We start from the raw sequence: 21,344 nt of genomic DNA, 5'->3' as shown, positions 1-21,344 counted from the left end.
TTTTATCTGACCTCTAAAAATCTATTATCAACAGATGAATAGATCCATTTTAACCGCTTCTGTTTTGACAATTGCAGTTTTTTCTTCCTGTAAGGAAATAGAAAAAGAAGCTCCCGAAGTCCAAAATTACTGGCCTCAAGCAGGAGTGACCTATGAAATTTTTGTACAATCCTTTTACGATTCCAATGGAGACAGTATTGGGGATTTCAACGGAGTGACACAAAAACTGGACTATGTGAAAGAATTGGGTGCCAATGCGATTTGGTTTATGCCGATCATGCCATCCCCGACCTATCACAAGTACGATGTGACAGATTACAAGGCGGTGCATCCGGATTATGGGACGATGGACGATTTCAAAAAACTGCTTGAAGAAGCCCATAAGCGGAATATCAAAATCGTGATTGATATGATCATCAATCACACCAGCAAAGAGCATCCCTGGTTTTTGGAAGCAAAATCCGGCCAGGACAATCCTTACCGGGAGTATTATGTCTGGGCTCAAAAAGACACCATAGCTGACTTATTGAACAAAAAGATCCTCACGCTGGACTCGGACAATATCCGCCAATGGCATGATCCGGGAGTGGGCGAGGATTTTTACTACGGATTTTTCTGGGGAGGAATGCCAGACTTGAACTTTGACAGCCCAAAAGTCCGTGAGGAAATCTACGAAATTGGCAGATTCTGGCTCCAGGAAGTGGGAGTGGACGGGTTCCGTTTGGATGCTGCAAAGCATATTTTTTCCGATGATCGACAAATAGACAATCACGAGTTTTGGAAGGAATTCCGGGGAAAAATGGAAGCCATCAAGCCGGATGTCTATCTGGTAGGAGAGGTGTATGACAAAAAGGAAATCGTGGCACCTTACTTACCTGGTTTACCGGCCTTGTTCAATTTTGATTTCCACTATACTTTGCTGGAAACCATGAATACTGGTGATGGGATGCTTTTGGCCAAAAAGCAGAAGGAAATCCTGGACTTTTATCAGGGGATTACCCCAAGCTTCATTGATGCGACTATTTCCTCCAACCACGATCAACCCCGCTTGCTCAATGAACTGGATTCAGATCCGGCCAAATACAAGCAAGCGATCTCTATCTTGCTCACGATGCCAGGCGCGCCTTACCTATATTACGGTGAGGAAATCGGTATGCTGGGCCTCAAACCCGACGAGCACATCCGAGAGGCTTTCCTTTGGGATATCAAATCCAAAGACAAAGGACGAACCAAATGGATCAAAGCCAAGTACAGCAAGGACTCAACAGTGACCCCACTGGTGATACAACGGGGGGATCCAAACAGTTACTTCAACCATTACAAAAACCTGATCGCCCTTCGCAATTCCTACCCGGCTTTGGCGATCGGTTCATTAGAACTTCCGGCTGAGGAATTACCGTCGACAGTGATGGCTTACTTCAGAAAGTCCGGTGAACAGGAAATCTTTGTAGTTCACAACGTGGGTAAAAAAGAGGTCGAAATCAGGCTTCCTGATGGCTTTGAAGAGATGTTATTCAGTTTGGGAGAAGGGGGATTTTCAGATGGCAAACTGAAACTTGGGGGAAATTCAAGTCTTGTGCTTTTGAAGTAATTGATTTTTCCCATATCCAAGGTAACAAATAGGTGTAGGCTCATTGGGTAAATCTAAGGGGAAGCAAGACCCATCGCCATAGTTCTGATATGTGACTGGCAAGCTATCAGGTCCGTTTATTGGGAATCAGAAAGTTGGTTCTGATGCTGGTTTTAGTTATCCAAATAGTTTGATCGAAAACCATTTTCAATTCCAAAATCTCCCTTGTTCCATATTGCTTCCCAAAGAATAACTTTCTAGCTTTAATTGTTTGTGAATCTTCCAATTAGCTACGACCCTGTTAGTTCAGACCACTTTTAATTGGCTGTCAGGTGAGGAGTTTTTTCCATCCTTTTTAAAATCTTTTATTGCATGTCAACCTTCAAAATCAGACTTAGAGGTCAAGAATTGCCAAAAGAAATTTCCCAAGCTGAGGATCAAGCCTTGGGAAACTATCAAGTCAGCAGGACATTTTCGGTAGAAAGTGCCACTCGCAGCGATATCCCCGAGCAGCTCATCGAACTCAAGGAGGGAGAGATTTTAGAGCTGGATTTTGATGACAATACCTTCTGGCTCGGTGATGCAGATACGATCAGGCAGATTTATTCCAAAGACCTTAAGAGAGGTGGAGACCTAGATGAAATCAATCTCTCCGGAGACATCGAGTCTGATGAGCAAGATCGAGGCCTTGTCCAAAAAATCCTGGTAAAAGCTGCAAAGGTTTTTGTAAAAAGGGAGGTCATCAATCCTGGAATCAAAAAACTGGCTACTAAAGCTGAAAATTCTGCGCTTGAATTTGGAGGAAAGTCCTTCGAAAATGAAGGTGCTGCGGTAATCCTAAGTGTCGGAGAAAACTTTGAATTGGCCAAAGCTGATTTTTCTAAGGTTGACCTCTCTAAAAATTGCCTCCTTTTTATCCACGGCACAGGATCCTCGACTGTAGGTTCTTTCGGAGAAATGAAAGCTACTGACGAATGGAAAGAAATGGTGAAGCATTATGGTCCAGGAAACATCTTGGCCATCCAACACCGAACGCTGACCTGCAGTCCCTTGGAAAATGTATTGGAGGCCTTCAAACAGCTGCCAAGCGGCATCACCCTTGACCTGGTGACTCATTCTCGGGGAGGCTTGGTGGGGGATTTGATCGCTAGGTTTGCGTCAGCTAATCAGGGTTTTGGAGATGTCGAAAAGGGAGTTTTGAAAGACAATAAGCGCCAGGGAGATCTGAATGTCATCGCTGAAATCTCAAATTTGATCGGTTCCAAAACCATTACTGTCAATCGAATGGTGCGGGTGGCTTGTCCTGCCAATGGCACCACACTGGCTTCAGATCGGATGGACCTATTTCTCAACGTGATCATCAATCTCCTGGGTACGGCGATTGGGAGCATTACTAATCCGGTCTTTACCACGATGAAGGAATTGATCATGACCGCGATCGAGACCAAAGATGATGTCTCGGTGCTACCGGGACTGGAGTCGATGAATCCTAAGTCACCCTTTATTAAAGTATTGAATTACCAGGGAACAGAGCTGGAGATCAGTTCCAAACTCATCGTGATTGCAGGCAGCAGCGAGCTGAGTCTGGCTTTCAAGAGTTTGGTGGTTTTGGTAGGCAAGTTCTTTTTCCGTGGGAAAAATGACTTGGTAGTAGATACTTCCAGTATGGATTTTGGTGCCAAAAGAGTACCAGGCAACACTTTTATCTATCTGGAGGAATCAGGAAAAATTGATCACATCACCTATTTCAAGACTCCGCTGGTAAGAAACATGATTCAGACTGCACTTCTTGGTAACCCTGAGAAGTTTGGCGGGAAAACGAGAAAGGATGGAATTACTTTCCTCAGAGGGGAAGAAAGAGGCGGCTTGGTACTGGAAGGCGGAAGCTACAACGGAACTCAAGTCAGTGGCAAAAAACCGATTGTGATTTTATTGCCGGGAATCATGGGATCCAACCTCAAGGATCCGGCCGGCATGCTTTGGATCAATTACAAGCGATTTTTAGGAGGTGATTTGAAAAGCTTATTACCAGGCCCGGCCAATGGAATTGAGGCTGATTCCTTGATCAAGACCTCCTACAAGAAGCTGGGGGATTTCTTGAGCAATACCTACGATGTCCAGGCTTTTCCATTTGACTGGAGACTGGATATGAAGGGGAATGCTGATCTCCTCAAGGCAAAAGTGGAGGAACTCATGAAGCATAACCAACCCATCAAAATGGTCGGCCATAGCATGGGTGGCGTATTGATCCGGGATTTTATGTTGTATCATCCTGAAACTTACAAGGAGCTCAATAATAGAGCAGGATTCAAAATTCTCTTCCTGGGTTCGCCGCTTGGGGGATCTTACCGGATTCCTTATGTGCTTTTTGGAAGAGATGGGATCATCAAGCTTTTGGCGAAAATTGACATTGTCAATTCTCCTAAGCAACTGATGGATGTCTTTGTGAATTTCCCCGGCATTCTTGCACTGCTTCCGATCAATCGCTCAGGCAAACATGATTTCTCAGATGTGAAATTTTGGGAAAAGCTCCGCAAAGCCTCCGGAGATGGATCCTGGCCCATACCCACTGAATCGGACCTCAAAAATTTTGCAGCCTATCAAAAGCAAATTTTAGAAAAAGAGAAAGAAATCAATTACGAAAATATCTACTACATCGCCGGACAGAGCCGAAAGAAAAAATCAACCATCACAGATCTGGAAATCAGGGACGGAAGGTTGGAGTTTTTTGAAACAAATGAAGGCGATGAAAGTGTGACTTGGTCGAGCGGGATTCCATTGGGAATCAAAGAAGCAAAGCATCTCTATTACGCCAATGTGACTCATGGAGCACTTTCCTGCGAAAAGAAAATCTTTGGAGCCATTGAAGATATCTTGAGTCAGGGAATTACCGGACGGCTGCAAAACACCCTGCCAAATGGACGTGGAGTGGAGGAGAGGATTTTGGCCAAGGAGGAAGAAGTATTTGATATCAGTGAAGGAAATACCCTCAAGACCCTGCTTGGATTGGGTGAAGAGGAAGAGCAAAAAGAGCACGAAACTCCAATTCATGTCAAAGTCAGCCACGGAGACTTAAGCCACGCAGATTATCCGGTACTTGCCGGCCATTTCCAATTCGACTCCATTTTGACTTCTGAAAAGGCCATCGATGGCATTTTGAATTATGAACTTTCTCGGTTGCTGAGTTTGGGGCTTTACCCTGATAAAGTCGGGACGCACCAGATCGTTTTGACCAAGGATCTTACCTGCGACAACAAGAGTTTTAAAGGAACCGTGGTCATCGGAATGGGAGTTCCTGGTGAATTGACGCCTTTTCAGTTAATGGTTTCCGTCTCCAAAGGAATTGCTCGCTACCTCACTATCCGAAATGTAAGAGACGAAGAGGAGGAATCAGTAGACCAAAAGGATACGAGTGAAGTGGAAATTGGCTCTAAAACCAAAGGGAAATCTTCGGAAACAAAACCCAAAGAGCCAGAAGTAGAAAAAAGCGAGCGTTTGGGTATCTCCATCATTGCCTTGGCCACTTCCTATGGTGGATTTTCCAGTGATACTTCTATCAGATCGATCCTATTGGGCATCCAAGAAGCGAATAGAAACATCCGTCGAGCCTATCAAAACAAGGTAAAAGTCATCGAAGAAATCGAAATTATCGAACTCTTCCGTGATCGGGCATTGGGTATTTTGAGAACTGTCAAAAACCTGGAACAGGATGGGAGTAAGGAATTTAACATTAGTATCTCCAACCTATGTTTGAACCAAAAAATCGGAAGGCTTTCCCGAATTCCATTTGATAATACTTCCGACTGGTGGACGCGAATCAAGGTAACTGAGGAAAAAAGTGATGATGAACTCAAAACCGGATTTGGCAGAAAAATCAAAATGGCTATGGCCACCACTGGAGCTAGTGAAAATGAAGTTCCGCTGCTCACAAATGTGAGAAATATCGAAAGTCTGCTCGAAGGGATGACTTTAAAAAACCAATATGAGCCGGAAATTGCCAAGACGATGTTTGAATTATTGATTCCTTTTGAATTCAAAGAAAACCTTAAACGTCAAAATAATATCACTTGGGTTTTGGACAAGCGGACGGCCAATTTCCCCTGGGAAATGCTCCAGGAAGATCTTAGTGGTATGCCGCTGTGCATCCATTCGGGTATGGTGAGGCAGTTGGCCACGACTAATTTCAGGAAAAATGTCAGCTCAGTTCAGGAAAAGCGCGCCTTGGTCGTAGGTGATCCTGAGTTGCGTGGCTTCATGAGTCAATTGAAAGGGGCTGAAAAAGAAGCAGCCTTGGTTTCCGAAAAACTAAAAAGCGAAAAATATGTAACCGAGACGCTGATCAACAGCAATGCCTCGCAGATTATTCTGAAGCTTTTCACCCAAAATTATAAAATCATTCACTTGGCGGGCCATGGTGTTTTCCATTCCGATCCTCAAAAACCTTCAGGCATGGTGATCGGCAACGGGTACTTTCTGACTCCAAGTGATATTGCTCAAATGAGCAAAGTGCCGGAGTTTGTCTTTGTCAATTGCTGCTATTTGGGCCAAATGGACAATCAGGCGGAAGAGTTCAATCAAAACCGAAACAAGCTTGCAGCAAATATCGGAACCCAACTGATTGAGATTGGGGTGAAGGCGGTGATTGTGGCAGGATGGGCAGTAGATGATGCGGCGGCTTTAGATTTTTGCGAGAAATTTTACAAATGCCTCTTCTGTGGAGATACATTTGGTGAGTCTACCAAAGCTGCCCGAGCGGAGATTTACAGAGTGCACGGCACCAGAAGCAATACCTGGGGTGCTTATCAATGCTACGGGGATCCCTTCTTCAAAATTGAAGGATTGTCGCAGTCATCCCATGCAGGAGTCGGATTTTATCTTCTGGAAGAGGTGGAGATTGATTTGTATAATCTGGGATTTCAATTGGAGTCCAAAAGCATCAGTACCGCAGACGGCAAGGCAAAACTTCTGAAACTCGAAGAAGGAATCAAGCAGGCAAATCTTTCCAGTGACAAAATTTTGGAATACAGAGCGGATGTCCACGCCAAATTGGGTGACTATCAGAAAGCCATGGAGCTCTATCAGGAGCTGTCGGGATTGGAAAATGCCGGCTATTCGGTTCGTGCAATGGAGCAATACTGTAATATTTCCTGCAAATATTGGGTGCAGGAATTTTCAAAAACACCAAGCAAACGAGAAGAAGCCCTGAAATCAATAGACTTGGCAATAGCGCAACTGGGATTTCTGAATAAAATCGGGGAAACTTCCGAGCGGTACAGTTTGATAGGAAGTGCCTTCAAGAGGCAACTGACAGTCATTGATCCGAAATCGCCGAAGTTAATTCTTCAAGCGTTGAAAAATTCAGCCGAGGCCTATGTTATGGCAGCCAAAAAAACCGGTTTCAAAAAAGCCTATCCAGTAAACAATGCTATCCAATTGGGTAGAATCTATGAACTGGCTACAAAAAAATCATTGGATTGGTCTGATAAAACAGGTTCATTAGTTTTGGGAGAGTTGGAAAAACACCTTAAATCCATACCCGAGGAAAAGAAAGAGTTTTGGGACTTGGTGACTGATTCCAATATTTTGCTTTCTAAAATTTTATTGGATGAAATGCCAGCAGAAAAGGCCTGGAAAAATTTAAAGACTTCCTATGAGAACGTGTGGAAAAATGCAGGAAGTGCTTCGGATAAAATGGCCGAAATAGAGCACCTTAACTTGCTAATTCTGATGATGGGAATTGCAAAGTCAACGGAACTAGCCTCTTTGTCAACCAAACTTCAAAAACTCAAACAGGAACTTGAGGCAAAAAAGTGAATGGTATTTGGGGAAAATCTTGAAGTTGAATTTCCTCAATCTTGCCGGAAAAAAAATAGTCTATGAAAATGCCAAAAAAAAGGCCCTCAATTTAGTTTGAGGGCCTTTTCCAATTTTAGGTGGAAAGAATATTCGCAACTCTCAAATCCTCATCATCCACATGTTTGTCATCTACAATAGCTTTGACAATTGGGGTGAAGACTACTTTATTGTTGATCATGCCGGCCATCACGTCATATTTTCCCTGTAGGAGCCCTTCGACAGCAGCCACTCCCAACTTGGAAGCCAAAAGCCTGTCAAAAGCTGTGGGTGCACCACCCCGCTGTAAGTGTCCGAGAATGGTGACTTTGATGTCGTAATAGGGGAGGAATTTTTTTACTTTATCTGCAATCTCCTGTGCGGATCCGCTTTTTCCGCCTTCTGCCACAATTACGATGTTGGAGGTTTTCATTGCCTTGGATCGCGTTTTGAGCTTTTCCACCAAAGTCTCAATCGGAGTTTTATTTTCCGGTATCAAAATGGCTGCCGCAGCACTCCCGATTCCAGCATTGACCGCAATAAATCCAGCATCACGACCCATTACTTCCACAAAGAACAACCTGTCATGGGAAGTGGCCGTGTCACGGATTTTGTCAATGGCTTCAATTGCAGTATTGCAAGCGGTATCAAACCCGATCGTAGAATCAGTTCCGGAAAGGTCATTGTCAATCGTGCCGGGAAGTCCGATGGCAGGAATTCCATATTCCTGGAAAAACAGGTGGGCTCCTGTCAGTGATCCATCTCCACCGATGACGATCAAGGCATCGATGCCATGGTTTTTCAGGTTTTCATAGGCTTTTTTCCTTCCTTCAGGGGTTCGAAATTCATCACTTCGGGCCGACTTTAGAAATGTTCCGCCGCGCTCCAATACGTGGGTGATGTATTTGGAATCGAGCTTTTTGATGTCATTTTGAATCATTCCCTCGTATCCGCGATAGATCCCGTACATCTCGAGGTTATAGTAAAAACCGGCTCTGACTGCAGCACGAATTGCTGCGTTCATTCCCGGTGCGTCCCCACCAGAGGTGAGTACACCGATTTTTTTTATGGTTTTAGCTTCCATTATTAGGATTGTGTTAAAGCTTTGAACATGAGGGCTGCAGATGCAGGGTTGGTAGCCAAGGGAATATTGTGGACATCACATATTCTCATCAGCATCTGAACATCCGGCTCATGTGGATGTTTGTCTAGAGGATCACGAAAGAAGATTACTGCGGCCAGTTTTTTTTCTGCGGCCATTGCTGCAATCTGGGCATCACCGCCCAATGGTCCAGAAAGTAGTCTTTCTACTTGAAATCCGGCTCTTTCGATATGAGAACCAGTGGTTCCGGTAGCTACCAAATCAATGTCTACTCGGTGAAGGGCATCCCGGAATCCGCTTAAAAAATGTACCATGTCGGCTTTTTTGCCATCATGGGCGATAAGGGCGATTTTCATGAATAGGTGCTAATAGGTTTGAGTCAAAGTTAGGAAAAATTCGCATTTCCCTTCTTTGACTTATTTTTTATGACTGCTATATGTAAATCAGATTGATAGTCAAATGGTTCCTTTTTCAAAATACGGTCGGCTTACCCTCCATAGCTTGAATTTGTAATTTAGATACTGGAAAATGAGTTCTATGCTCTTTTCTCTTCAAGCATCAGCAAAAAGGCATATTCCAGCGCCAGTTCTTTGAGCGCATTAAAACGCCCTGAAGCTCCTCCGTGCCCGGCATCCATATTTGTATCAAGCAACAATAAGTTCTGGTCTGTTTTCATTTCCCGCAACTTGGCCACCCACTTGGTGGGTTCCCAATATTGGACCTGCGAATCATGCAAACCAGAGGTAACGAGCAGGTTTGGGTAAACTTTGGCCTCCACATTGTCATAAGGAGAATAGGATAGCATGTAGTCGTAGTATTCCAAGTCTTTAGGATTTCCCCATTCTTGAAATTCCCCTGTTGTCAATGGAATACTTTCATCCAACATGGTGGTCACCACGTCTACGAAAGGAACATTGGCAATCGCACCATTGAAAAGCTCAGGTCTCATATTGATTACTGCGCCGACAAGCAAACCTCCCGCACTTCCTCCCATGGCATACAGATGCGCAGGGGAGGTATATTTTTCTGCAATCAAATGCTCAGCACAGGTAATGAAATCCGTAAAGGTATTTCGCTTGTTCAGCATCTTTCCCTGCTCATACCAATGCCTTCCCAAATCCTCTCCACCTCGAATATGGGCGATGGCAAAAGCAAATCCGCGATCCAAAAGACTCAATCGATTACTTGAAAAGTAAGCATCCATGCTGTACCCATAAGACCCGTAGGAGTATAGCAGGAGTGGGCATTGACCATTTTTGGCGAAAAGTGATTTTTTGTACACCAGCGAAATCGGGACTTGTGTACCATCAGCGGAAGTAGCCCAAATCCGCTCAGAATGGTATAGTGAATGATCATATCCTCCTATTACTTCCTGTTGTTTGAGTAAAGTTTTTTCTCCAGAAATCAGATCAAAGTCAAAAACTGAGCTAGGCGTCACCAGAGAATTATAGCCAAAACGGAGGATATCCGTGTCAAATTCAGGATTGGTGCTGATCCAGGCAGTATAAGTCTCGTCATCGAACTTAAGGGTAAAACTTTCTCCTTCCCAAGGTTTGATCTGGATCTTGGTCAATCCGTTTATCCGTTCTTGGGTGACCAGATATCTGGAGAAAAGGTCAAAATCCTCCAGCAGTACCTCAGGCCGATGTTCGATAACATCTGTCCAGTTTTCTTTTTTCGGAGCCGAAACAGGAGTTTTGACCAATTTGAAATTCTGGGCATTCTCATTTGTTCGGATCCAGAAGAATTCTCCAAAATGATCAGCCGCGTATTCCAAGAAGGGGATTCTTTCTTGAAGGATCTGAAATTCACCAGTTGGTTGGTCCGATTTCAGAAATCTCATTTCCGAAGAAATCGTGCTTTCGGAGTGGATAAAGAGGTATTCTTCAGTTTTGGACTTGTGAACCATGCAGGAAAACTCCTCATCGGTTTCCTCAAAAATCAATTCATCGGCTGAGACATCCGTTCCAAGTTTGTGTTTGTAAATCCGATAGGAGCGGAGTGTTTCCGGATCTTGTTTGGAGTAAAAAAGAGTTTGGTTATCAGCTGCCCAAACGAGATTTCCGGTGATTTCCGGGATGAATTCAGAATAGATCTCTCCGGTTTCCAGATTTTTAAACCAAATGGTATAAATCCTCCTTCCCACCTCATCAGAAGCGAAGGCCAGAATCTTTTGATCCGGAGTTGTGGAAGTGCCTCCGACTTGGTAGTAGGATTTTCCTTCAGCAAGCTGGTTAACATCGAGAATTATTTCTTCCGGACCGTCTTTGGACTCTTTTTTCCTGCAATAGATTGGATATTCTCCACCTTTCTCATATCGGACGTACCAGAAATAACCGGACTTGAAATAGGGGACGGTCTGGTCATCCTCCTTGATCCGCCCTTTCATTTCTTCAAAAAGCGATTTTTGAAACTCTTCAGTCGGTTTCATCACCTCTTTGAGGTAGGCGTTTTCAGCTTCGAGGTATGCGATGACTTCAGGGTTTTCCCGGTCGTTCATCCAGTAATAGTTGTCGATGCGCTCGTGGCCGTGAATTTCTAAAAGTTGGGCTTTTTGAGGGGCAATTGGGGCTTTCATTCCGCTGAATTTTGTTGCAAGGTTAATGAAAAATAGAGGTCCTTGGTTCAAAGATTTAGGATAGTTTTGGTTTTTCCTTCTAAAAGGGAATGATTTCCAAAAAGAGAGTTGCACAAAAGCGTAATTTTCAGAATATTGATCTATACTTCAACCAACCTGAAACTTTATGGGATTATTGAAAGAGTTTAAAGAGTTTGCCGTCAAAGGCAATGTAATAGACCTTGCAGTCGGTGTGATCATCGGCGGAGCTTTTGGTAAGATTGTTTCTTCTTTTGTCAACGATGTAGTCATGCCTCCAATTGGGCTTTTGATCGGTGGAGTGGATTTCAAAGCTTTGAAACTGATTCTGAAAGAAGAGACCACCAATGAGCTGGGAGAAACTGTGGCAGCAGTAACGCTGAATTATGGCATGTTTATTCAAAACATTGTTGATTTTGCCATCATTGCTTTTGTGATCTTCCTGGCAATCAAGGGAATCAATCAAATGAACAAGAAAAAAGAGGAAGCCCCTGCACCTGCGGCACCACCAGAGCCAACCCCTTCAGAAAAGCTTCTGGAGGAAATCAGAGATTTGCTCAAAAAACAATAAAAAAAATGGCCCGTCAGGGCCATTTTTTTTATTTATCATCTCTTCCTCTTTGATAGAGGTGCCGGTTAAAATCCCGGGCTATATTGTTAAGCATCAGGATCTGTTTGGAAGACAAAACCTTTGATGCATCGTTTACAAATGTCTGTTCTTCTTTCAATAATTCACTTTGTAGCTGGAACCGCTTTTGGATCCGTGTTTTGGCTTCTTCTTCGCTGATAGTTTCCAGGTCTTTTCCCAATTGAGAAATCTGCTTCATCGTCGCTTCCCGATCGTCGTTGTATTCGTTGAAAATCGGCCAAAATTTTTCAGCCTGCTCGGGTTTCAAGTCGATCCGGGTGGTGATAAAGGCAATTCTTGCAGCTTGAAGTTTTTCCTGATCTACAGGCGGTCTTTGTGCCAAAGCGACTGAGCTTAAACTCAGGAACATGATCAATGCGATTAGATATGTTTTTTTCATAGTTCTTAAAACCAGTTTAGTTCATCTTCTGCCCACAACTCTTCGGATGCGGGCATTTCCTCTTCAATTATTTGGTCCAATAGGGCATTTGGGTCCTCTGACAAACTCAGGATGTCTTCAGCGGTCCAGACTTGGCTTTCAATATATAGATTAGCTTCTTCTTCTATTGTAAGTGGCTGTGGATCTGGTACAAATAGCCCCAGCTGCCAGGATAAACCCAAACCAAGCAGGAATACTGCGGCAGCTGCATATTTGGTCCATGAATAAGATTTCCGAGCCATTGCCTTTTCAATGATTTGGTCAGGCAATCGGTCAAAATAGCCTTCCGGCGATTGGAAATCTTTCAGTTTTGGAAAGTGGTTCATCGTAAGTTAGACTTGGGTGAATAGGTTAAGTTTATTCGGACAGTACAGATTGTTCTATTTTTTTGACAGCGTGATGGTAGCTGGCCTTCAATGCCCCCACACTTGTACCGGTGATTTCTGACATTTGTTCATAGGTCAACTCTTCCTGATATTTCAAATGAAAGACCAATCTTTGCTTTTCAGGCAGTTTTAAAAGGGCTTTTTGAAGTCGGATTTGAATTTCATCGCCGTTGAGATTTCCGGGCTGATCGAGATAGGATTCCATTTTTTCCTGATGGTCATCGATAGAAAAGAAAAATCGTTTCTTCTTTTTTTCAAGAAAACTCAGGGCTTCATTGGTTGCTATCCGGTACAGCCAGGTGAAAATGGCCGCATTTCCCTCAAATTTATCGATGTTACGATAGGCTTTGATGAAGGTGTTTTGGGTGAGATCATCGGCGTCTTCATGGATGATGACCATTCTGCGAATGACGTGATAGATTTTTCGCTGGTAGGCTTCGATCAACTGCCTGAAGCCAATTTCCCTGGTAAAGGGAGATTTGATCTGCTCCAGAATTTGTTGGTCGGTTTGTTTCATTCTCGGGTCTTTAGACTGACTTGGAGAAATAGGGTTTAATGAAACCCGAAATATGCATTAGAAAATCTACTGCTGCCTCAAACCGCTTCAAAATCAGCCGCTGCGCTTCACTTTTCTCCCGATAGCCATCGGGATCCAAAGTGACTGATTTTCTTGCGTTTTGAGGCCTCGTTACGAATTCTAATGCATAGTCCGGGTTAAACCAAAAAGAGCCAGTTTTACTGACTCTTTCCCTATTCCTGCTGAAATCAAATCTCCAAAATGTAATCCAAAATCCCGGCATTCTTACCTTTTGGCCTTGTTACCAGCAGAGGCAGACTGTCGTTGAATTGGATCAGGCGCTCAGCCATACTGCCGATAAAGAGCGCGGTGGCTGCTGTTCGCCCTTTTACTCCGATAATGATTGCATCAGCATCTATTTCCATTGCTTTGGAAACAATCTCCTGAACAGGATCGTCGTCATCATCTTTGGTGTAAATCGGGGTGATTTTGATGCCTTTGGTGTCGATTTTCCGGATGAATTTCCGGTAATCGATCTCTGCGTGCATCTTCATAATTTCGGTGAATTCCTCATAGCTTTTACCTGTAAAATGGTAACCCGAGGGAACGGTAAAGACATTCTGGCAGACGATTTCGGCTTTACCACCGTGCTTTGCTGCTATCATGATGGCTTCTTCTAGGGCGTCTTTGGAATAATCAGAAAAATCACTTGGGACAAGGAGCTTTGTGATTCTTGGCTTGGATCCTTCTGGTACGATCAAAAGAGAACAACTGGCTCTTCTTGCAAGTCTTTGGGAGGCAACACCTGTACCTGGTAAATCTACCTTACGGCCAATCAGGATCATATCTGCTGATTTTTCCTCTGCCAGCTTCAGGATTTTCTTAGAAAGATTTCCTTCCTTGACTACATAACTGATGGCTAGACCTTTGATTTCAGGGAAATGTTCGTTGACCAATTTTTCCATGGCTTCTTTCCTTTCATTGATCATGTTTTCGATCAAATTTGGAAATTCCTCCAGGACTTCTTTTGGAATGGAAAGGTTCTTTATGACATTGGAAAAGTAGATTTTCTTCGTTTGATTGACCTTGGCTATAAAGGCTGCATGCTCTATCAGCGTTTGATCCAAAGGAGTCTGATCGAGACAAACAATCAATTTCTTAATCAAGTACATGGTAACCGTGGGTTTGCGGTGCAAAGTTATTTGAAGACCAGTAATCTATCCAGAAAATCGCAAAATAAAATTCTGAATTTTTTGAATGAATGGATGAAATCCTCATTTTCTCCAGGGATATGATGATTTTAAGGGAAATAAAATTTGGGTAAAATCCAAAAGGCTTCAGAATGGACTTTTTTCTGTTTCTTCTTTGAGTTATTTCTGTGGGAATATGCCAAACTCTACAGTTCTGATCCCGTATATTTGTGGAGTCCGGGCCGCCGACTTGTTCAAACTTCACAATTTAATTACAATTATGGGTGAAGCCCTCTCCAAAAACAGGCCTCATCCTGTTTCGATGCAAATCGGGACAGGACCTCGCACAAAACGCAGGATAACAGTGGAAGTTTGCGGTTTCAAGGCAGCTCAAATCTTGTCAGTACGGAGGTTTGTAACACTCTAAGGCCCGGACTTTTTTAGTTTACTTTTTATCCAGTTCCTTTCGTCTTTTCCGACTCCGACCAGCCTTGACATCATTAGGAACAATCCCAAAACAAGCATAGATTTAATCACGATCAAAAGTATCGGAGTAAGTGATTCCGGATTGAAAAACATTCCCAAAAAGGCCGTAAATCCAACCAAAAGTATTTTTAAAGTTTCAAGGCTGAATGGATCTACCTGAAGTCTGTATTTCAGATAGCCATATTTAACCAGATTAAAAGCCAGCATTACCCCGGCTGAACCAATCGCAGCACCTTCGATTCCAAAAATCGGAATCAGCCAGTAATTCACCACGATGATCAGAATGCTCATGGCTATAGTCAGCACCAGATTGAACCTGTAGTATCTGGAAAAGACCAAAATCTCACTGTTGACAGAGAAGGCGACGTCAAATATTTTGCCCAGAGCAATGTAAAAAACCACCCATTTTCCGGCCTGATAGATTTCCCGGTTTGGGACAAAGTGATAGATGCTGTCAATATTGGACCAGATCAGGGCAAAAAGCAGCAGGCAGATATAGAGTTGCCGGTTGGAAATCTGACGGTAAAGTTTGTTGATTTCCTCAATCTGGTTTTTTGCAAAATGATCTGCAATCACAGGCATCGCAACCTGAGAAATAGCCCTTCTGGGCAACTCTACGACCAAAGCCATGTAAAAGGCAATTGAATAAATGGCATTTGCCTCAAGACTGACCATGGAACTGACCATGATACTGTCGATTTTCATGATCAGAGTAGAGGCTGCGGTGGCCAAAAATGTGATCAGGCTAAAACGGATAAATGAGCTTCTGAATCCCTTGGGGAAACTTTTCCAACTGAAATCCAACTCTACTTTTCCCAACCAAATCAGATAAACCAACACCCCAAACAAGGCAAATCCATAAACCGCCACAAGGCCCTGCATGACTTCATCAAAACCGATCCAGTCCAGCAAGTAGATGCCAACCAAAACCGAAGTCAGAAGTCTGAGAAAAACCTCCCTGAAAAAGGTCGGAATGGCGACTTTCAGATATGACCTGCTGTAGGCATCGAGCACGCTGCTAAGCAGAGCGAAAAGGGTAATCAACAAAACCACTCCCAGGAAGTTGATCACTTCCGGTGAATTGTTGGCGAATAAACCGATAATTTGGTCTTTGAGTCCAAAGAAAATCAGGCTAACTGCAACAAACCCCAAGAGGGAAAATGCAAGACTGTAGGAAAGGAATGCCGATTGATTTTTTTCCAGTTTTGGGAAAAACCGGGTAATGCCATGACCGACTCCCAACTGGGCAAATGGGACAAAAAGAAGTCCCAAGTCCTGAATCGTTCGAAAGGTGCCCAGCTCGGTAGCATCCAAAGCATAAGGATACAACCACAGGACATTGATATAGCCCAATACCACACCGATGTAAGAAAAAATAGTGGTTTGGATACTTTGTTGGGCGATTTTACTCATTGGCGAAAAGTAGAAAAAAAAGGGGAATTCCTTAGAATTCCCACAATTATTAGGGCTTTGCGCATTTATCGCAACCAGCTTGGGTTTTGGGTTTGAGTAAATACTTTTTCCCCAAATAAACCAAAGCACCTAAGACTAAAAGACCGACTCCGATTTCTTGCCACATGATCAGGATAGGATTTGATAGGTAATCAGCGCACTCACATAGGCCAGCACGCTCATATAAACCGTCTGGATAATGGGCCATTTCCAGCCTTTGGTTTCTCTTTTGACAACAGCAACCGTACTCATACACTGCATTGCAAAAGCATAGAAAACCATCAACGAGAATGCCGTTGCTCTGTTAAACGTTTTTTCACCTGTGTTGGCGTTGATTTGCTGATCCAATTTTTCACGGATAGTCAGCTCATCTTCCAAGTCGCCTCCGATGCTGTAGATCGTGGCCATGGTGGATACGAAAACCTCACGAGCAGCAAAGGAAGTGATCAGGGCAATACCTATTTTCCAGTCATAGCCCAGAGGTTTGATGGCAGGCTCAATTGCCCTGCCCATGATTCCGATGAAGGAATTTTCCAACAAATGCGAATTCGTTTCTGCTTCGATTTCGGCGATTTGAGCTTCATCGGTCACATTCTCAAGTCGGGCTTCACCTTCAAGCCGGATCTGATCCATTCTAGACGGCGGGCCATAGGATGCCAAAACCCAAAGCACTATGGAAATTGCCAAAATGACCTTTCCTGCTTCCATTACGAAAGTTTTGGACTTTTCAAACATGGTGATTCCGACATCACTCCACCTTGGGATTCTATAGGGAGGAAGTTCGGAAAGCAGGAAACTCTTTTCCGCTGTTTTCAGAATTAACTTTAAAAGAAAAGCTGTTCCCAACACTCCGATAATACCCAAAAGGTACAATCCGAGAAGGGCCAAAGCCTGAAGGTTTACAAAGCCTAAAACCGTCTCATCCGGTACGGTAAGGCCAATCAAAATAATATAAACAGGCAATCTGGCTGAGCAACTCATCAGCGGAGTGACCAGAATGGTGATCATTTTTTCTTTCCAGTTGGAAATATTCCTGGCAGCCATGACTCCAGGGATAGCGCATGCTACACCAGATACCAAGGGAACGATGCTTTTGCCATGAAGACCAAAAGGCCTCATCCAGCGGTCCATCAAAAATACCACTCTGGACATGTAGCCCGTATCTTCCAAGATCGCCAAAAAGCCAAAAAGCAGCGCAATCTGGGGGATGAAGATTACCACCCCGCCGATTCCGGGAATGACGCCCTCCGCCAAAAGCCGCGTAAGCGGACCGTCTGGAAGTGCGCCAGAAATTCGGCCGCTGATATCTGCAAATAGACCATCTATCAAATCCATCGGGTAGGAAGCCCAAGTGAAAATCGTTTGGAAAATCAGCAATAGAATTCCCACAAAGATTGCATATCCAAGTATAGGATGTAGGAAGACCTTATCCAGATTTGACTTTGGTTTGGGTTCGGATTTCCTGGTTAGAGCTCTGGTTACAATCTCTGTGATCTTCTTGTACCGAATCTTGGTTTCCTCTAGCTGTGCTTCTTCGAGGTCAAAATTTGATGCTTTAGTTAGATTTTCGAGCCAAGCCCGATCGCTTGAAGGAATTGCCCTGTCTTTGGTTCCAAAGCGGATCAGTTGATAGGCTTGATAGGAATTTTCAAGTTCAAATTTTTCCTGAACCTGATTGAGCAATTCCACCGGCACGACCTGCTGGATATCGATAAATCCCGGAGCCTTGCAGAAATTTCTTTGGCTGATCAGATTTTTGACTTCATCCAGACCCTTTTGGTTTCTTGCATCGGTCGAAAGAACAGGAACTCCCAAGGATTTGAAAAGCTCATAAGTTTTGATTTCGATGTTTTTCTTTTGGGCCAGATCAGCCATATTCAAAATCACCGCCAGATTGACACCAAGATCAATCAGTTGAGTCGCCAAAAAAAGACCTCTGGAAAGCTGGGACTGATCAATGATCATCAGCACATAATCCGGTCGGGCTTCTATTTTGGTATGGTTGAGTACCCGATGCGCAATGATTTCGTCCTCGGAATTTGGGAAAAGGCTGTAGGTACCCGGAAGATCCAGGATTTCAAAAGTTTCTCCGTTGATCTGTACCGACCCGGTTTTTTTATCCACTGTGACCCCCGGGTAATTTCCGATCTTTTGATTGAGGCCGGTGAGGTAATTGAAAATAGTCGATTTGCCAACATTTGGATTCCCGACGAGGGCAATCCGGGTGGTAAGCGTTTTATGGGAAAGAGTAGTTTCGGCCATGAAATTAAATCTGTTCTACTCGGATCAGGGCAGCCTCGGACTTTCGAAGTGCAAGGAGAGTTTCCTCCATCAAAAAGGCCATCGGACCTCCGGATGGGGCTAGATGCTGCAGAGTGATTCTTTTGCCTGGGAGAAAACCCAGTTCCATCAGGTTGATTTTAAGCGGAGAGGGCAATATTTCAAGGATTTTTCCTGATGTATTTAATGGAAGGGTGTCAGCTGTCATGGGTCTATAATCTCCTAGCGGCAAAAATAGCACTATTTGGAATGAATCTAATGAAAAATAGATAAGATTTTTATCATGGTTTTCCAGCTACCGGACATTAAGGATCTGATCAATTTTAAGGCTATCAAAAGCTAGCGCTCAAACCCAAAGTAAAGTTTCTGCCGCTGGCAACAATTCCCGAACTGTAGGGTCTGTACCGTTTGTCTCCGATGTTTTCGACTCCTGCAGACAAATTCAATTCAGGAAAAATTTCAAAAGTGGAATTAAAATTGAAAATAGCCCAGGAAGGGGAGTATGGGTTTCCGTTTTCATCCATCGCATAGATAGCTGGCTTTCCCCGTTCTTCTTCAGGCATTTCTTCAAAAGATCGCTCAGTGCTGTATTGGGAGGTGAATTCGAGTTTTAGTCGCTTGGATTGATAGGCCAATCTTGTCAGCCCAAATGCCGGTGAAGCATGTCTGGACGGGCTGGTGGATTCGTCATCCAATTCTTCGGTTCCTTTTTGCCAATTGTATCGGGAAGTCAGCAAAAGTCTTTTAGAAAGCGCAACTTCGATCCCGGTCTGAATGCCATAGACTTTGGCGAAAGCAGCATTTTGTAAAGCCAGGACTTGGCTCGGTTCTCCCTCATAAATGATTTCTGATTCACCATTTAGTGTAAATGGCCGTCTAACCATGGCCTGATCAAGCAGGGTGTAAAATGCCGTGAAGTCCAATCTTACCCGGTTTTGAAAATGCTTGTTGAAATTGATTTCGGCGTTATATGCATACTCGGGCTTTAGATCTGGATTTGGAACAATCACAGTTCCGGGTTCGGAATCAAATATTTTCCCGATGTCATCCACGTTTGGAGCTCGAAATCCTGTGGAGAGCAAAGGTGAAATTGCGAAAGAAGGCTCGGGTTTGAAGATCAGACCAATATTTCCGGTAAGTGAGTGATATCGATTTGTGGATTCTGAAAAAGGCAATGGAAAGGATTCTTGATTGTTGCTGAAATCTGCTGCGAGGCTGGTGTAATTGTACCTCAAAGCAGTCTGCAACTGCAGGTTTCCTTTGATTTTGACATGGTAATTTCCATAGGCAGCGATGGAAGTCCAATCAGAATCCGGGTAGCGTGCTGAGGCAGGACTGATCTGATTGGTGGAAATATCGGTGACAATTCCGGTAGAATTGACCTTGTTCAAGACTGTTTCCAGCCCGTAAGTGAAGTAATTTTCATCGTCCAGATTTTTCAAAAAATCGACATTCAGTGACATGGCATGGACTTTTTCGATTCTGTCAAATTCTTCGTTTTGCCCAAACCTTCGGTCAATTCGGCTTTCCTCAAAGAACTGATGCGCCGCGATTACCTTTACCTGATCAAACCATCCCCGATCCGCTGTGTGAGTGTATCGGATATTGTTCATCATCCAAATCTGTGGCCCATAATCCCAGCGGGCAAAACGGAGCGCTCCATCTCTTTTTTCGATCAATCTGTCGTACCTGGGAATGTCTGTGGATTTGCTGTAATGAAACCCATAATCCCAGGTGGTATTTTGGTTTGACTGAAAGCGAATTTTTTGCATCAGGTTGAGCTGATTGTATCCGCTTCCAACCTGCACCAAAGGATCAGGATTTGTGACTTCTAGGTCACTTCCGTTTTCTGTGATTTGGTATTCGTTTCGCATATAGGAGTCAGGCCCACCATTATTTCCCATTTTCAGATCCCCATAATCAAAATAGCTTGCACTGCTAAGAAAAGACCACTTTCCCGAACCATAGGAAAGATCTCCGTGAAACGTTTTCTCAGAATATGCCGAAGCAAACCGACCGAGTACATTTCCCGAAAGTTTCTCGGTATTGGATTTTGGAGAAAGGGTCTCAAAAGCCATCACCCCACCGATCGCGTCCGAGCCATACATCACCGATCCAGGTCCAAAGAGAATCTCAGTGGTCTGGATAGCAAAAGGATCAAGGGAAATGACATTTTGTAAGTTTCCGCTTCGGAAAATCGCCGTATTCATCCTCACTCCATCAACTGCGTAAAGCAGACGATTGGCAGAAAAGCCCCGAATCATGGGGCTTCCTCCGCCCAGTTGGCTTTTTTGGATAAATACTTCACCACTGCTTCCAAGCCAATCGGCGGTATTTGCAGGTGTGCGCAAGGTTAGTTTTTCCTCGTCCAGGTGACGTACTTTCCCGGGAATATCCTGGGAGTTTTGTCTCCATCTTGATGCTGCAATCACAGCGACATCCAGTGTGATTTGGCTCGGACTGAGCTCGATTTTGAATTGAGTTGAAACCAGGTTTTCCCAAGAGATATTTTTTGACTCAAATCCGAGTAGTTGGATGATGATTTCCGGTTGATCTTTGAAAATACTGATGTCAGCGGAACCTTTAGAATCTGTGACACCGCTTTTGCCGGGCTCAGCCGAGTAAATCAAAACTCCTCCCAAAGGCTGTTGACTTCCCGATTCGGTCACAAAAATTTGTTGGGCCTCTAAAATGTGGGCTCCTAATCCAAAAATCAATAAGGCCAGCAATAGATGTTTTTTCATAGACAAAATCTCTTTCCAAATATAAAGCAAAGCCCAGAATTGGTTTGGCAACAAATTGATGAATGGTTTATTGCATTTCAGGGAGTGAATTGGATATATCCAACCCAAACCTAAATCATTTT

14 protein-coding genes are annotated in these 21,344 nt (G+C 43.7%); 3 read left to right on the top strand and 11 right to left on the bottom strand.

What is annotated here, in order from left to right; translation table 11 throughout:
* The first annotated feature begins 34 nt into the window (after positions 1–34).
* Together B0E43_RS26810 and B0E43_RS26805 are read left to right on the top strand one after the other, a co-directional pair.
* Positions 35–1,591, top strand: a complete 1,557-nt coding sequence (locus B0E43_RS26810) for an alpha-amylase family glycosyl hydrolase (RefSeq protein ID WP_077347529.1) — start codon at positions 35–37, stop codon at positions 1,589–1,591.
* Between the two features lie 351 nt (positions 1,592–1,942).
* Positions 1,943–7,384 (top strand): CHAT domain-containing protein, encoded by a 5,442-nt coding sequence (locus B0E43_RS26805; protein ID WP_077347527.1) that lies wholly within the window; start codon positions 1,943–1,945, stop codon positions 7,382–7,384.
* Positions 7,385–7,499: 115 nt separating this feature from the next.
* On the opposite strand, the gene pfkA is transcribed toward B0E43_RS26805, so the two are convergent.
* From pfkA to B0E43_RS26790, 3 genes are all read right to left on the bottom strand, one after another.
* Positions 7,500–8,486, bottom strand: coding sequence for a 6-phosphofructokinase (pfkA, locus tag B0E43_RS26800; protein ID WP_077347525.1), 987 nt, complete (start codon positions 8,484–8,486; stop codon positions 7,500–7,502).
* Between the two features lie 2 nt (positions 8,487–8,488).
* A complete protein-coding gene (locus tag B0E43_RS26795) occupies positions 8,489–8,860 on the bottom strand; it encodes a methylglyoxal synthase (RefSeq protein WP_077347523.1) in 372 nt (123 codons plus the stop codon).
* Positions 8,861–9,039: 179 nt separating this feature from the next.
* On the bottom strand, positions 9,040–11,082 hold the full coding sequence (locus B0E43_RS26790; protein WP_077347521.1) for a S9 family peptidase: 2,043 nt from the start codon (positions 11,080–11,082) through the stop codon (positions 9,040–9,042).
* Between the two features lie 166 nt (positions 11,083–11,248).
* Here B0E43_RS26790 and mscL point away from each other — a divergent pair, with 166 nt between their 5' ends.
* Entirely contained in the window at positions 11,249–11,671 is a 423-nt protein-coding gene (gene mscL / locus B0E43_RS26785; RefSeq protein ID WP_077347519.1) for a large-conductance mechanosensitive channel protein MscL, read from the top strand.
* 28 nt (positions 11,672–11,699) lie between these two features.
* On the opposite strand, the gene B0E43_RS26780 is transcribed toward mscL, so the two are convergent.
* The 8 genes from B0E43_RS26780 to B0E43_RS26745 all read right to left on the bottom strand — a co-directional run bounded on the left by B0E43_RS26780 (position 11,700) and on the right by B0E43_RS26745 (position 21,222).
* Positions 11,700–12,128, bottom strand: a complete 429-nt coding sequence (locus B0E43_RS26780) for a hypothetical protein (RefSeq protein WP_077347517.1) — start codon at positions 12,126–12,128, stop codon at positions 11,700–11,702.
* A 5-nt stretch (positions 12,129–12,133) separates the two neighbouring features.
* The gene (locus tag B0E43_RS26775; protein WP_077347515.1) at positions 12,134–12,493 is read right to left on the bottom strand and encodes a hypothetical protein; all 360 of its coding nucleotides are present in this window, start codon (positions 12,491–12,493) and stop codon (positions 12,134–12,136) included.
* 31 nt (positions 12,494–12,524) lie between these two features.
* Positions 12,525–13,070 (bottom strand): RNA polymerase sigma factor, encoded by a 546-nt coding sequence (locus B0E43_RS26770; protein ID WP_077347513.1) that lies wholly within the window; start codon positions 13,068–13,070, stop codon positions 12,525–12,527.
* Between the two features lie 248 nt (positions 13,071–13,318).
* Entirely contained in the window at positions 13,319–14,242 is a 924-nt protein-coding gene (locus tag B0E43_RS26765; protein ID WP_077347508.1) for a universal stress protein, read from the bottom strand.
* 441 nt (positions 14,243–14,683) lie between these two features.
* Positions 14,684–16,159 (bottom strand): lipopolysaccharide biosynthesis protein, encoded by a 1,476-nt coding sequence (locus tag B0E43_RS26760; protein ID WP_077347504.1) that lies wholly within the window; start codon positions 16,157–16,159, stop codon positions 14,684–14,686.
* Between the two features lie 168 nt (positions 16,160–16,327).
* Positions 16,328–18,460 carry a ferrous iron transport protein B gene (gene feoB, locus B0E43_RS26755; protein WP_077347502.1) on the bottom strand — a complete coding sequence of 711 codons (2,133 nt, stop codon included), beginning with the start codon at positions 18,458–18,460 and terminating at the stop codon, positions 16,328–16,330.
* Between the two features lie 4 nt (positions 18,461–18,464).
* Positions 18,465–18,686 carry a FeoA family protein gene (locus tag B0E43_RS26750; RefSeq protein ID WP_077347500.1) on the bottom strand — a complete coding sequence of 74 codons (222 nt, stop codon included), beginning with the start codon at positions 18,684–18,686 and terminating at the stop codon, positions 18,465–18,467.
* Positions 18,687–18,810: 124 nt separating this feature from the next.
* Complete coding sequence (locus B0E43_RS26745; protein WP_077347498.1) at positions 18,811–21,222, bottom strand: TonB-dependent receptor domain-containing protein; 2,412 nt, start codon at positions 21,220–21,222, stop codon at positions 18,811–18,813.
* Positions 21,223–21,344: the final 122 nt, after the last annotated feature.

The sequence above is a fragment of the Algoriphagus sp. A40 genome, assembly GCF_002002735.1.
Taxonomy (GTDB): domain Bacteria; phylum Bacteroidota; class Bacteroidia; order Cytophagales; family Cyclobacteriaceae; genus Algoriphagus.
Note: the sequence above shows the minus strand (reverse complement) of the source record. Positions and strands in the feature narration are given on the sequence as shown.